Annotated in this window: 13 protein-coding genes and 1 pseudogene; 8 read left to right on the plus strand and 6 right to left on the minus strand. The window is 68.5% G+C overall.

The window, feature by feature from the left end; translation table 11 throughout:
- Positions 1–48: 48 nt before the first annotated feature.
- The 3 genes from HV824_RS19550 to HV824_RS19560 form a co-directional block, all read right to left on the minus strand.
- Positions 49–519: an NUDIX hydrolase gene (locus HV824_RS19550; RefSeq protein WP_176419931.1), complete on the minus strand. Its 471-nt coding sequence runs from the start codon at positions 517–519 to the stop codon at positions 49–51.
- 92 nt (positions 520–611) lie between these two features.
- Positions 612–1,082 carry an NUDIX hydrolase gene (locus HV824_RS19555; RefSeq protein WP_176419932.1) on the minus strand — a complete coding sequence of 157 codons (471 nt, stop codon included), beginning with the start codon at positions 1,080–1,082 and terminating at the stop codon, positions 612–614.
- The gene (locus HV824_RS19560) at positions 1,079–2,578 is read right to left on the minus strand and encodes a DUF2380 domain-containing protein (RefSeq protein ID WP_176419933.1); all 1,500 of its coding nucleotides are present in this window, start codon (positions 2,576–2,578) and stop codon (positions 1,079–1,081) included. The genes HV824_RS19555 and HV824_RS19560 overlap by 4 nt, the downstream gene beginning before the upstream one ends.
- A gap of 185 nt (positions 2,579–2,763) precedes the next feature.
- Here HV824_RS19560 and HV824_RS19565 point away from each other — a divergent pair, with 185 nt between their 5' ends.
- Positions 2,764–3,927: a serine/threonine-protein kinase gene (locus HV824_RS19565; protein ID WP_176423980.1), complete on the plus strand. Its 1,164-nt coding sequence runs from the start codon at positions 2,764–2,766 to the stop codon at positions 3,925–3,927.
- Here HV824_RS19565 and HV824_RS19570 read toward each other — a convergent pair.
- On the minus strand, positions 3,924–4,286 hold the full coding sequence (locus HV824_RS19570) for a helix-turn-helix transcriptional regulator (protein ID WP_176419935.1): 363 nt from the start codon (positions 4,284–4,286) through the stop codon (positions 3,924–3,926). The genes HV824_RS19565 and HV824_RS19570 overlap by 4 nt on opposite strands.
- Positions 4,287–4,496: 210 nt before the next feature.
- Between HV824_RS19570 and HV824_RS19575 the strand changes: the two genes are divergently transcribed.
- Together HV824_RS19575 and HV824_RS19580 are read left to right on the plus strand one after the other, a co-directional pair.
- The gene (locus HV824_RS19575) at positions 4,497–6,338 is read left to right on the plus strand and encodes a serine/threonine-protein kinase (RefSeq protein ID WP_176423981.1); all 1,842 of its coding nucleotides are present in this window, start codon (positions 4,497–4,499) and stop codon (positions 6,336–6,338) included.
- 37 nt (positions 6,339–6,375) lie between these two features.
- A complete protein-coding gene (locus HV824_RS19580; protein ID WP_176423982.1) occupies positions 6,376–7,287 on the plus strand; it encodes a DUF2381 family protein in 912 nt (303 codons plus the stop codon).
- A 56-nt stretch (positions 7,288–7,343) separates the two neighbouring features.
- Here HV824_RS19580 and HV824_RS19585 read toward each other — a convergent pair whose 3' ends face one another.
- Positions 7,344–7,799, minus strand: coding sequence for an SMI1/KNR4 family protein (locus tag HV824_RS19585; RefSeq protein WP_176423983.1), 456 nt, complete (start codon positions 7,797–7,799; stop codon positions 7,344–7,346).
- Between the two features lie 133 nt (positions 7,800–7,932).
- Positions 7,933–8,085: pseudogene (locus HV824_RS37515) on the minus strand (DUF5953 family protein); the annotation flags it as partial.
- A gap of 245 nt (positions 8,086–8,330) precedes the next feature.
- Between HV824_RS37515 and HV824_RS19590 the strand changes: the two are divergent.
- From HV824_RS19590 to HV824_RS19610, 5 genes are all read left to right on the plus strand, one after another.
- Positions 8,331–9,971, plus strand: coding sequence for a PQQ-binding-like beta-propeller repeat protein (locus HV824_RS19590; protein ID WP_176423984.1), 1,641 nt, complete (start codon positions 8,331–8,333; stop codon positions 9,969–9,971).
- Between the two features lie 135 nt (positions 9,972–10,106).
- Entirely contained in the window at positions 10,107–10,481 is a 375-nt protein-coding gene (locus HV824_RS19595; protein WP_217917549.1) for a hypothetical protein, read from the plus strand.
- Positions 10,482–10,665: 184 nt separating this feature from the next.
- Entirely contained in the window at positions 10,666–11,640 is a 975-nt protein-coding gene (gene bla, locus HV824_RS19600) for a class A beta-lactamase (RefSeq protein WP_176419941.1), read from the plus strand.
- 327 nt (positions 11,641–11,967) lie between these two features.
- The gene (locus HV824_RS19605; RefSeq protein ID WP_176423986.1) at positions 11,968–12,345 is read left to right on the plus strand and encodes a response regulator; all 378 of its coding nucleotides are present in this window, start codon (positions 11,968–11,970) and stop codon (positions 12,343–12,345) included.
- A partial coding sequence (locus tag HV824_RS19610; RefSeq protein WP_176423987.1) for a cell wall metabolism sensor histidine kinase WalK occupies positions 12,342–13,824 on the plus strand: 1,483 nt, incomplete at its 3' end. The genes HV824_RS19605 and HV824_RS19610, both read left to right, overlap by 4 nt.

The raw sequence follows: 13,824 nt of genomic DNA on the forward strand, positions 1-13,824 counted from the left end.
CACATATCCGCAGGCAGCACGTGAAATGGGAGGCAGCTCCGGGGCCATTCAGGCTTCGTCGTCAGGGAGGAGCGTCCGGAGCAGCGCGTCGTCAGGTCCGAGCGGGCGCCAGCCAGGGGGCGGGGGATTGGCGATAAGCGCAGCTCCGACCGGCCGAGCCCGCTCTTTATGCGTTTCGGGGATGAGACTGGACCACAGGCCAAGTGCTTTTGCGACCTTGAAGCGGTTGTCGTCATCCAACACGGCTGGCCAGCCATCTGGGAGACTCCCCCACAACTCACGCACGAGTTGTCCACGCACCAAGCGGGGCACTTGCTTGCTTCGCACCGCTTCGGCTACCAAGCCATCGTACACCTGAACTCCGGCAACGTCGTCTGGACCAAGCTCCTCGGCCAGTGTCACCAACGATGCGGTGGGACAGGCCTCGGCGAAAGCAGTGAGTGAGTCGTAGCCGCGCTCACGGACGCGCTCATGCAGGCGGGCCTTCCAGTTCCCTCGCCATGAACGTTCGTCGGTCATCGGGAGCTCACCATCATGAAGTTCCGGGGATGGAGTGGCGGCGTAGCAACGTGGCGCCCCATCTCACCAATTGGCGGGGCCACCGCATTCGTTCAGGCTTCGTCGTCAGGGAGAAGCGTCCGGAGAAGCGCGTCGTCAGGACCGAGCGGGCGCCAACCCGCGGGGGGCGGATGAGTGAGAAGTGCCGCGTTGACCTGCCTGACGCGCTCCTGATGCGTAACGGGCGTGAAACCAAACCAGGATCCAAGCACCATGGCGACCTCTAGCCGGGCTTCGTCATCCAGCACCGACGGCCAACCGTTCGGTAGCCCCTCAGACAGCTCACGAACGAACTGGCTGCGCACCAACCGAGTGATTTGATGGGCACGTTCTGCCTCCTCGACCAGCCCCCTGAACACCTGCACCCCTGCGAGGTCTCCATTGCCCAGCACATCGGCCAATTCGACCAACGAGGCAGTAGGGCGTGCCTCTGCAAAAGCTGTAAGGGAGTCGTAGCCGAGCTCGCGAACCCGCTCATACAGCCGTGCCGGCCAATCGCCACGCCAGGAACTTCCCTCGTTCATCTCCCGCTCCAGGAAGTGAATTTCGTCGGGATGCTATAGCGCTTCATCTCCTTTGCGACGAGCTTCAGTACCGTATTCCTCGTCAACTTCCGTCCGGCCACCGTCTCGGCTTCTTGCAAAACACCCATGATCATTCGGTTCCACTCGCCGGGCCAAATGCGCCCCAGCTTCCAGTTCCCTCCACCGTGAATCGCCTCGTGGTGGGCCCGCTCCAGCCGCACGCAGAACTGGTCGATGTCCATGTCCCCCTTGAAGCCGCGCGCCTCGAACCACGCACGGTGCTCCTTCGGCAGGACGTGGTGCTTCGGTGCGTCGGACATGCCCGCGCCCGCTCTGCCCGTCACCCGCATGCCGCGCACTTCGGGGCTGTCTCCCAGCGCGTCGCGCACGCCCTTGGGCAAGTCCTGGTGCGCCTGGGCCATCATCACCTGTCCGCCGTGAATGCGGATGGCCGCGCTGACGGCCGGGAGGGAGATGACGCCCGCCTGCACGAGCCTGCGCATCAGCTCCACCCACTCCGCGGAAACGACGATTCGCGAGCCCACCATGACGCCACCCGAGCTCATGACGAACCCAACGCCGAGCGTCGCGGGTGCGGCCGGGGGCAGCCGAGGCAGCGACATCTTCAGCGTGGAAACCATGGTGAGCATCTCCAGCACCTGCGCCGCCACCATGACCTTGCCGCCGAACTCCATGGCCAAGCGCGCATCCCGATGAATCGCGTCGAACTCGTGGGTCAGCTCCCCCATCAGCACGGGCATCGCGGTCGCCGCCGCCTCTACGCGCTCCGAGTCCCCCGAGGCGAGGTCTGCCAGCGTCGGAGTCATCATGCTTTGAACTCGATGCAGGTCCACGAACAGCTTCTCGTAACCGCACATGGGACAGTCGCGTACCACGGCGTCAGCGAGTTGGAGGAAGTCCACCCACGTGGCCAGCAGCAGGGCTCCGAACATCGCGGCCTGGAGGCGAGGTCCCGACATGCGGAGGACGCCCAACTCCATGTCGGAGTCCCCCACCTGCGACGCCACGCTCACCAGCGCGGTGGCGCTCCCAAGCGTTCGTCGGAGCCACGCCCGTTGCTCGGAGCCGTGGTTGAGATAGCGCGTGAACACCCCGGCGAGCCCACGGCCACCGAGGGAGGGCGGACGCGACGCAAGTCGGGAGCGCGCGGCTTCGCTGCCCTCCATGGAGCGCTTCACCTCGTCAATGGCGTCGAGGACGGCCTGGCGCGTCGCTGCGGCACTCCGCTCCCTACCTCCGGCAGCTCCAGACATGGTGCCAGGCCCGGCTTCCGTGACGTCGTGACGTAGCCCCTTGCGGCGCAATCGCCGTGGGCGCACCTCGGGTCCTGAATCGCTTGGCGGTTCTACCCAGGCGGGGGACGCGGCCACGCGCGGCGTGTAGCGCAGCGGTCCGTCACGTTCGAGAGCATTCGGCGCCGAGGCGCACCCCGTGGCAAGCACAGCCACCACCAACAGCAGTACGTCAGCGCGCATTGCCGCCCCCTTCCGCCTTGGGAAAGATTAGCGTGCCCCCGTGTCCATCGCGTAGAGCTTCCCTCCCAGGACTCGCCAGCGCATATCCTGATGCTGTGAATCTATAAAGTCCATGTTCTATGGACTTCATGAGTTCATATCGTCGAGAATCCTCGGAAACCCACGCATTGCCTCCCGAGGACCGCATGCCCTCCACGACCGACAGTGACAGACGCCCCGCGCGGTCCCACGTCCCCCCTCCACCCGCGACGCCGAAGACACCGCAGCCGCTCTTCACGGTGGGCGGCGTCCGGTACGAGGCCGTCCGTGAGTTGATGCGGATGCCCACGGGCGAGGCGCTGCTCCTGGCTCACCGCTATGCATTGGAGGAGGAGGTGCCGGGCCGGTGCCTCGTGCGTCGTCTGCCCAGCCCCTCCAGCTACGAGGAGCGCAAGCGGCTCTCCGATGAGATTCAACTGGCCTTCGGGCTCAATCACCCCAGCATCGCCCAGGTCTTCCACCTGAAGATTCACCGGAACACGCCTCACGTCGTCATGGAGTACGTGGACGGGCCTTCGCTGGACACGTTGGTGAGCGCGGGCATCGCGCGGGGCAATCCCGTGTCAGAGGCGCTGGCGCTCTACATCGGCGCCGAGGTCGCGGACGCCCTCCACCACGCCCACACGTCGCGAGGCGAGACCGGCAAGCCGCTGGGCATCATCCACCGGGACGTCAACCCTCGGCACATCTACCTGGGGGCGCATGGCGGGGTGAAGCTCGCCAACTTCGGCGCCGCCTACTCGCTCATGGTGGGGCGGCTTGAGTCTCCCGCCAACCTCGTCCGAGGTGACGTGGCCTATGCCTCTCCTGAGTACCTGGAGCGCCTGCCGCTGTCCCCGGCCTCGGACGTCTTCAGTCTGGGCGTGGTGCTCGTGGAGCTGCTGACGGGCACGCACCTCTTCGACGTGGAGGACGTGCCTTCACCTCCCAGGGGGCTCAGTCCTCTCCAGGCCGAGCAGCTCCCTTCCTTGCCGCTGACGCAGATGCGCGTGCTGCTCGCCAGCTTCAGTCCGGCGGATGTCGAGGTGGCCGTGGCAGGGCTGTCCGCGGACGTGAAGGCCCTCCTCCACACGGCCTTGCGCGTTGTCCCGGGAGAGCGCTTCGCCACGGCGGCGGACCTGGGAGCCGTGCTGCGCGCGGCGCTGACAAAGTGGCATCCGACCTTTGGGCGCCAGGATGCCCAGGCGGAGGTCGCCCGCGTCATCGCGGAGGGAGGCTGCCTGCGTGACGTGGTGGAGTTCGGTGAGGGTGGCCTCTACCCGGAGGGGCTGGACGCGCACGAACTCGAGGCGCTCGCGAAGAAAGACTAGCGAGTCAGGGCGGTGGCGACGTGGAGGAGCGCGTCCAGCTTCTCCTCGTCCAGCTTCCGCGCGAGCGCCAGCAGGCGGCGCAGCTCGGGCGTCTCCGCTTCAAGGGACGGAGCGCGTGGAGGCTTCTTCTTCCCTGTCCCGCGCGGCGTCGTGCCCAGCAGGACCTCGGGCGAGAGGCCCAGCGTCAGGCTGAGGCGGTGGAAGACGGGGACGCTGGGCAACACCTTCCCTCGCTCCAGGCGCCCGTAGGCGGGCTCCACGAGGCCCACGCGCTCGGCCACCTCGGCGCGCGTCATCCCCAGCTTCTCCCGCGCCTCCCGCGCGACCGTGCCGATGGTGATTGCCAGCTCTTCATTCATGGAACTTCCCGAAGGTGACTTCTTCCATCCCTCCTTCGTAGTGGAATGGGATGCCAGACGTCTAGATGTTGATGATGGATGTCAGACGTCAAGCGGCTCAAGCCGGTCGCGAGGACGGACTCCATCCGGAGCAGTCCCTTTGGTAGGGTCCGCGGCCCGTTGGGAGGGTGCGCGCATGGGCGAGGTCCGGAAGGCTGGGAGGCGGACGCCATGAGGCACAAGGAGCCTGCCCTCGCGGTGCTCGCGCCCGGCGCCCAGGTGGTGGGCTACACGGTGGAGCGCCGGCTGGGCAGCGGCGGCTTCGGGGCCGTGTACCTCGCACGGTGTGAGGGGCAGGCCTACGCGCTGAAGCTGTTGGAGCTGGCGCGCGTAGGCGCGCGGGTGGAGCGTGAGGTCTCCATTCTGCTGAAGCTGCGTCACCCCAACGTGGTGGGCCTTCATGGCTTCGGGAAGTGGCCGGTGGCGTCTCCTGAGTTCGGCGTCATCGTCATGGAGTACGTGGAAGGGCGGCAGTTGGACGTGTGGGCGTCCGAGGAGAACCCCTCCGCGCGGCAGGTGGCGCGCGTCGTGCTGGACGTGGCGCGGGCGCTGGAGGCCGTCCACGAGGCAGGTGTGCTTCACCGTGACGTGAAGGAGGCCAACGTCATGGTGCGCACCGTGGATGGTGCGGCGAAGCTGGTGGACTTCGGCGTGGGGGACTACGCGGGGGCGCCAGGAATCACGGTGGACATCCTCCCGCCTGGGACGCCCGAGTACCGCGCTCCGGAGGCGTGGAGCTTCTTCCGGCAGCATGCCCGGGTGCCTGGGGCCTTCTACACGCCGGGCCCCTTGGACGACTTGTGGGCGCTGGGCGTGGTCCTCTACCAGCTCCTCACCGCGCGGCCTCCCTTCGTGGGGGACCACTTCACGCTGGCGGATGTCGTCATCACGAATGAAGCGCTTGCGCCCCGTCAGGTGAACGCGCGTGTGCCCGCGGCGCTCAGTGACGTGTGCCTGCGGCTGTTGGAGAAGGCGCCGGTCGCGCGGGTGCCGAGCGCGGGGGCGCTGTGTGTGACGCTGGAGGAGGTGCTGCGAGGCGCGGACGCGACATGGGATGTGCCGCTGTGTGACGCCCACGGCGAGGACACCGCGACGACGGAGGGGGACAGGGACACCTTCGACAAGTGGCTGAACGAACCGCTGCGCCGCCCCCGGCGCGGCAAGCGGCGAGAGCAGGCGAGGCCTCCTCCATTGGAGGCGCAGGCGCCATCGTTGGAGGAGCGGAGCGCCGCGTCGGAACAAGCTTCGCGGCCCGTGCTGACCTCGCTGCGTTGGGGCACGGCGGCCCTGGCGCTGGTCGCGGTGCTGGTCGCGGTGGGGTGGGCGTGGAGCTCGCGGACGTTGCGCGATGCGGGGGCCGTGCCGCCCCGTCAGGAAGTAGCGCGCCTGGAGAGTTCATCCCAAGCTGTCCACGCCGCAGCGCCCCTCTCCGGCAAGGAGTCCACCCCTGCGGCCTTCGCTGCCCCTGCGATGATCCCCGAGGCCACAACCGTGAAGATGGAGAAGACCCAGACCCCGCCGCCACCAAAGCCTGGAAGGAAGGGCGCGGGTATCATGAGCAAGGCGCTTGTCGCGGTGGCGGCCTGCACGGGGTTGGCGTGTCCTGGAGCGCAGGTGCGCCCGCCTCCTCCCTATGAGCCGTGTCCAGACGGGGCCGTTGAGGAGATGGCGCGGTGGGGCGTCAAGGCGGGAGACCACTATGCCGTGACCTTTCTGGTCAGCAAGCCGCAGGTCATCACGGTGACGGATGGTCCGACTGAAGCGCTGCTGCTCGGCGAGTGGAAGCGCATGCCGAGTGGCACGGTCTTCTCTGGGCGCCTCATCGTGAGTGACCGCGTCTATGGCCGATTCACCCATGCGCGTACTCGCGATGGAAAGAGCTTTCCCGTGTGCCTGGAGTTGCAGTCAGAGTCCTTGGTGAAGGGGTTGGAGAGGGAGCAAGGGGATGACAATCCCACCTCGGCCCGTGTCTTCACGACCGGCGATGTGAGGGCGGTGCGCGAGTTTGAGTGATGCGGCGCGGGGCGCCGCGTGAGGGAGCCGCGGACGGATGCATGCAACATCATCGGTCGTTCTCCTCTGGCTCTCGCTCATGGCGGGGGGCGCGGCGGCTCAGGGGAACTTGGTGTCGGGGAACGGCGCTCGGCGAATCGAGTTGGGGCCGGATGATTCAGGCGTGCTGACCGAGATTGCAGTCAGCCCCGGTTTGTCCACCGTGATTCTCTTTGACTCGGAGTTGGCCCAAGAGGGCATCGCCCTGGAAGGGAGGCACGTCTTCTCGAATGTCGACGTGGGCCGCACGACGATGCGGCTGGTTCCTTCGGAGCGGGGGACTTCCGGGGAGAAGCTCCGGGTGTCTGTGCGCTTCCGCGACGGCGCAGCGCCTGCTGGCGCTTCGTTCCTGCTGACGATTCATCCCGCGCGCGCGGACAGCCTTGTCGAGGTGTATCGGAACGCGAGAACCGTTGAGTCGTACCAGCAGGAAGCGAGGGAGGCGCGAGCCGAGACGCTACGGTGCCAGGAAGAGAACGCGCGTCTGGTGTCGGAGCATGACGTTCCGGGGGGACTCGCGGGATTGCTCGCGACCGGCGGCATCGATGTGAACGGTGTGGCCGGTCGGATCGTGACCAAGACGGTTTCCTCGGACTCGAAGAGTGCGCCCCAACCATTCCAGGTTCAAAGCTACCGCTCGACGGGCCGTGTCGCCCTGGAAGTCTCCCTGATGGGCTTGCGGGGAGATCTGCCATGGACAGCAAGCGGCGCCGCACTCCGTGGTCCCCCTGGAACAGAATTGAAGGTGCTCCGCGTGTGGCAGAAATCGCCTGTTACATCAGGTGCGCCTGGGCGCGTGGTGATTGAAGCAGAAGCGTCCACTGAATCCGCGCGAGGCTCCTTTTCGCTCAAGCTGTGGGAGGCAGAGGGTCCTCGCACGGTGACGATTGGCAACGTGACGTTCCCCTGAGGTGTCGCGGGGCGCCAGGGTGAGCGGCGCAGGCAGCGGCGAGCACCGTCGCGCGGCTACTCCTCCAGCCAGAATGAGCGCCCGCCGCTGTCCAGCGCCCGCATGAGCAAGTCCCCGAAGGACGGTGCAATCTGCTCCACCGCCGGGAACGTCTCATGGAAGGCATCGAACAGCGGGTACCTGGTGAACTTCGGCTCCACGTCTACGACGACGTAGTTGGTGTCCTGCATGTCGACCAGGGCATACAACGACGGTGAGCCGTAGGCGTCGTCGTCACGGCCGAAGACCGCGAGGCGCGCACGTCGAATCTCCGCCAGCGGGAGAATCCGATAGTTCGCGTCAGGAGGGGACTCGAACAACGCCGCTCCGTCACAGTGGAGGTAGAAGGCTCGTAGGTCAGCATCGAGCTTCCATCCCACGCGAGACTCGAAGGCCGCGATTTGGGCAGGCGTCGCTGGAGGATTGGGAAAGTGGTGCTGCGAGAGCGCTGCGAGCAGGGCGTCGATGGGCATGGCCGTACCTCAGTTCAAGTGAGGCCGGTCAGACCCCATGTTTCGCCACGATGCTTGAGGTCCGATACCTTGGGGGGAGTCGCAGCAGCAGTGGGTGATTGTGAGGCGTCCACCGAACAGCGCCCGGCCGCTCTCACTTGGGGCCCCCGAGCTGCGGGGGGCAAGGCGCCGAGCGACCGCCAATCTCCGGGAAGCGCTCATAGGTCCGCTTGAGCGCGCCCAGGTGGGTGGGGTTGTCCAGGTCGAGCGGCGCGTCCGTGAGCTGCACGACCCACCCGCCCACCTGCCGCCGCTGGAAGCGTCATGAAGCGCCCTTGCCAGTCGCCTTGGATGTTCGCGAGCTACTGCCGCACGGCAGGGTGCCGCTGATGACGTGCCGCCCCTCGCCGTGGGGGCCACGAATTCGGATGCGCATCGGCGGCTCAGCCCTCAGTCATCTACCGCCGTAACGAGCCCGAGGCGCTTGTCCTCGGCTTGATGATGCCTGTGCCAGCTTGTCACGCAGACATGGGCTCGCATACAAGGCCGCGCATGCTTCGCAAGCCATTGCTCTCCCTGCTGCTCAGCGCGTCTGTCCTTTCCGCCGCGTGCTCTCGCGAAGAACAGAAGCCGGCCGTGCTCATCATCGACCGGGAGGAGGCCGACTTCGGTGAGCTGGAGGTGGGCCGGTCCTCCCCTGAGCAGCTCTTCACCGTGCGCAACGCGTCTCCGTCGGCGGTGGAGTCCGTGTCCGTCAAGGTGGAGGGCAGCGGGTTCACCATCACCGCCAACACCTGCGAGCGCTTCCTCGACGCGGGCAGGGAGTGCGAGGTGCGGGTGCAGTTCTCGCCCCGGCTTGCGGGGCCGAGCGAGGCCCGCCTCGAGGTGGAGGGCGCGCCCGACGTGGACAGCGCGGTCCTCAAGGGCATGGGGGTCGGCTATGTGGAGGTGAGGAGCCTGCCGGGTGGCGGAGCGCGCGTGGGGGCCGACGGGGAAGGCTGGTCCTGCGACGAGCCGTGCAGGATGCCGGTCCGCAAGGCGCAGGTGACGCTCCGGGCCGCGCCAGCGGGGATTCCGACCTGGGGCGGGGCCTGCGCCGTGGTGGCGGGTGGCGGCTGCTCGCTCGTCATGGACGGGACGAAGGTTGTCTCCCTGGAGGCGCTCGAGTCCCTCCTGCGGTGGGAGGCGCGGCGGGGCTCTCATCCGCGGAGCGTGGCGGTTTCGGCCGGTGGTGACATCGTCGTCCTTGAGGTCGGGCAGCTGCAGCGGCTCAGCAGCACCGGGCAGCTGCGCTGGTCGGTCCCCCTGAGCGGCGGGGTGGAGATGGCCCTGGATGGCGCGAGCAATGCCTACGTGGTGGACTACTTCGGACGGGTGACCCGGTACGACACGCACGGGCAGGTGCTGTGGACCTCTTCAGAATCCGTCGAGAATCCCAACTGGCCCGAGCTCGCGGTGAGCGCAAGCGGGAACGTCTACGTGCTGTTGAGCCTGGGCAATCATGAGCTCGCGCGTCAGCTCGAACTCATCGCCATCTCGCCGCAGGCTGCCAAGCGTTGGAGCCTGCGCTTCAATGAGGGCCAGTTCAACTACGCCTCTGGCCTGGCGGTGAATGACCAGGGGGAGGTCTATCTGTCCGGCAGCGTGTTCAACCGGAACGAGACGTCCGGGGAGTCGGTGTTCGTGAAGTCCTACCTCCGGAAGTACAGCGCGGAGGGTGCCACCCTGTGGGAGACGCAGGACGGCTGGGACCTCTTCGCCGTCAACGCCGAGGGCGCGACGAGCACCCTCTTGCCCAACACCTCCCAGTCTGCCGGGGGCTTCACCCAGCGGTGGATTGGAGCGAATGGGGTGACGCAGTGGACCGCGACCATCCCGAACGGGCCGGGCGTGGTCACCCTGCAGACCTTCGCGCCCTCCGGGACGCTGCTCGTCGGCGGGCACGAACCCCTCGCGGTTGGAACGGAGTTTGGCCGGGGCTGGTTCGCGGCAATGAACCTCACGACCCGTGCGCTCGGCCCGGTGACCTACGTCGAGGGGAGCACGGGGACGGGAGGTCCGGTCCGTATCAGCGACCTCTCGCTCACCCCGGCGGGCCACGTCGTGGTGACCGGCGGCTTCGGCGCCGTCACGGACCAGGGCGAGGGCTACATCCGGGTGTACGACGGGCGCGTGCTCACGGGCGAGCCGTAGCGCCCTCACTGCGCGGTGCCACGCTGGGGTTGGAGGGAGACCCGCGGAGCCGGGACTGGAGCCAGACGGGATATTCTTCAGCGCCGCCGTTCGTCGGGTTGAGCGGCCTGCAAAGCGATGGAGTCCGGCATGACCATGCGCACCGCCCGTATCCTCATCGTCGTCATCGGGCTGTTGCTCCCGTACGCAGCACGCCTGCCGCATGGCCTCGACTGGGCGCAGCAGTACGCGGGCGACGGCCTCGGCGCGACGCTGTTCCTCGGCGTGTTCAACGCGCTCGCGTGGGGCGCGCTCCTCGCCGTCAGCTTCTTCTACCGACGGCCGGTGTCGCTGCTGGCGCCCGCGCTGGCGGGCTTCGGCTTCCTCGCCTGGGCGCACGGGTCGCTGAACCTGGCGGGGGACGCGCAGTCCGCCATCGCGCTCGTGTTCATTCCGCTCTACGCGCTGGTGCCGATTCTGGTCGGCGCGGTCGTCGGCGCCCTCATCGACCGGCGGCTTCGCGCCGGGTGACGGCGACGAGGACCCTCCCGATGCGCATGATGTTCGTGTTCGCCTCCGTCCTGGGCACGGGTGGCGCGGGCCTCGGACCGCGCGGGCGAGGCCGGCGACGCAGTTGGAATCAGGGCCGTCATTCGCCGTCGCGCGGGGGCGTCGGCGCCTTGCCACGCATCGCGCCGCGAAGAATGATGGCGAGATGTCATCAAAGACTCGCGCGCATCATCGTTCGAGCCTGTTCGTCGCCGCCCTCGTCCTGCTGGCGGTGCTCGGCACGTGGGGGTGCGCCGCGGGCCCAGCCCCGGTGGACGCGCGCGCAGCCTCAATGGCGGCGCACGACGAGCTCGGTGAACGATTGGAGCGTGCGGTCGCGCCGGCCGAGGGCCCGGTCGGCGTCGCGGTGGTCCTGGCCAACGATGACGCGGACGGTGATGCGGTCGTGCTCGGCGGCGGACGCCGCTTCCCGATGCAGAGCGTGTTCAAGCTGCCGCTCGCGATGGCGGTCCTGGACGCCGTCGACCGGGGCGAACTGCGACTGGACCAGCGCGTGCGCGTCGAGCCCGCGGACTTCGTGTCCGACCGGCAGCACAGCCCGATCCGCGATGCTCACCCCGACGGCGTCGAGCTGACGCTGGGCGAGCTGCTGCGCGGTGCCGCGTCGGGCAGCGACGGCACGGCCGCGGATGTCCTCCTCGGCCTGGTCGGTGGCCCGGCCGCGGTGACGCGATACCTGCGCAGCGTGAAGGTCGACGGCGTCGAGGTCGCGGTCACCGAAAAAGAGATGGGGCGCGACCCCAAGGCCCAGTACCGCAACTGGGCGACGCCCGAAGGCGCGGCGGCCCTGTTGCTCGCGGTGGAGGCGGGACGGGGCATGTCGGCGGACGGGCGGCGGCACCTGCTGCGCCTCCTCACCGAAACACCCACGGGCCCGAACCGGATCCGCGGACGTCTGCCCGCGGGGACACCGGTCGCGCACAAGACGGGGACATCGAGGACCGTTGACGGCATCACCGCGGCCACGAACGACATCGGGCTGGTGACGCTGCCGGACGGGCGACGGCTGGTGGTCGCGGTGTTCGTCTCCGAGTCGCCGGCCGACGACGCCACCCGCGAACGGGTCATCGCGGATGTCGCCCGCGAAGCGTTCGACTTCTGGGCCGGTGACCGCGGCTGAGGTGGACTGGGCGCCGCCTGTCGCGCGCGGCATGTCTCACGCGAGGTGACTGACAGGTTCCGCTGCGCGCTGCTTCGACCGGCCCCGCTTGTGTCCGCTGCCTCGCAGGAGAGCGTCCGGCATGGGCAAAGGGGCGTCCGTCGACTTTGAGCCTCCCAGCACTCAAACGTCCAACACGCGTCCCACTCCGCCGACGGGCGAGCACCCGTCCCCTCGGCCCGCCGTCAGCGCTGCCGACGCTCGGCTCCCACTCCATATCGGTCCAACCCCTGGCGTTGCCTCGGCCGCTTCAGGGCACGGCCGCCCTGGTAGAGTTCCGTCCTAGCCATGACGACCCTTCGCAAGGTGATGCTCGTTGACGATGAAGAGGACATCCGCACCATCGGCAATCTCAGCCTCGGCCGCGTGGGGGGATGGACGACGGTGCTCGCCGCGTCGGGCGCGGAGGCCCTGGAGAAGGCCCGCGCGGAGCAGCCCGACCTCATCCTGCTGGACGTGATGATGCCGGGCATGGACGGGCCCACCACCTTCGGCCGGCTGCGCGCCGAGGAGGCCACGGCGAACACGCCCATCATCTTCATGACGGCGAAAATCCAGAAGCAGGAGGTCGCCCGCTACCTGGAACTGGGCGCGCTGGGCGTCATCGGGAAGCCCTTCGACCCGATGACGTTGCCTCAGGAGATTCGCAAGCTGGTGCCAGGATGAGGCAGGGGCTTCGCCTGCCGCGTCGCTCGGGCGTGTTGGCGGCGGGCGCGCTGCTGCTCCTGTGTGGCCTGTTCGCCATGGGGCGCCCCTGGGCCACCTCCGACAATGACCGCTACCGCGGCGCGCTGCGGCACCTGCGCGTGGCCAGCGGCGATCTGGAGATGGACGTGCTGCGCGAACGCATGGGCCTGCGCACGCTCCACGGCGCGGGCCCGGAGGACTTCGCCGCGCTGCGAGCCCGCGCGGACGCGCTGCGGCGGTTCCCCTCCTTCCTGTCCGCCATGGACCAGCGCACGATGAACGCGGCGCTGGACCTGTTCGTCGGCGCGCTGGAGGAGAGCGCCGCGCTGCTGGAGCGGACCCGCGCCGCGGACGCGCGGGGCGCGAAGGAGGAGGCGGACGCGGCCGTCCAGGCCCTGCTGGAGGGCACTGTCAGCGCGCGGGCGGACCGCCTCATCAACACCTACCTGGAGCTCTACGAGCGCACGCAGGAGCGCAACGAGCGCTCGCGCATCATCTTCTTCCTCGTCTCGTTGGCGCTGGTGGCCTACGTGCTGGTGGTGATGGTGCGGCTGTCGCGCGCCTCCGCCGACCTGGCCGCGCTCAACACGGACTTGGAGCGGCGGGTGGAGGAGCGCACCAAGGCCCTGTCCGAGGCGAACGACGGGCTGCGCGCCAGCGAGGCGCGCAAGGCGGCGATCCTGGAGGCCTCTCCGGACGGCATCCTCCTGCTGGACGGCGGCGGGGCCTTGCTGGAGCTGAACCCCGCGGCACAGAAGACCTTCCAGGTGGCCGCCGCGGACGTGGTGGGCCGCGACTTCCTCTCCGTGGCGCTCCCGGCGGAGCTGCCGGACGGTGCCCGCCAGAAGGTGCTGGCCGCGGGGCGGAGCACCGCGTCGGGGCAGGCCACGCGGCTGGAGTCTCCGTGTCTGAGAGGGGATGGCAGCACCTTCCCCGCGGAGCTGACCATCGTCCGCGTGCCCGGAGAAGGCCCGCCCCGCTACACCGTCTTCGTGCGCGACATCGCCGAGCGCAAGGCGGTGGAGCGGATGAAGAACGAGTTCATCTCCACCGTGAGCCATGAGCTGCGCACGCCGCTCACCTCCATCCGTGGCTCCCTGGGCCTGCTGGAGGGCGGCATCGTGGGTGATATTCCGCCCCAGGCGCTGGACATGGTGCGCATCGCCCGCACCAACACCGAGCGCCTCATCCGCCTCATCAACGACATCCTCGACCTGGAGAAGATGGAGGCGGGCAAGCTGGAGCTGAAGCGCTCCACGCCGGAATGCGCGGACCTGGTGGAGTCCACCTTCGCGAGCGTCCGGGGCATGGCGGACGGCGCGGGTGTCTCGCTCCACGCCGAGGTGACGGGCGCGCCGCGGGTGAAGGTGGACCGGGACCGGCTGGTGCAGGTGCTCACCAACCTGGTGTCCAACGCGGTGAAGTTCTCTCCGCGGGGCGCGGGGGTGAGGGTGCGCG

Source organism: Myxococcus sp. AM009, assembly GCF_013372605.1.
GTDB lineage: Bacteria > Myxococcota > Myxococcia > Myxococcales > Myxococcaceae > Myxococcus > Myxococcus vastator.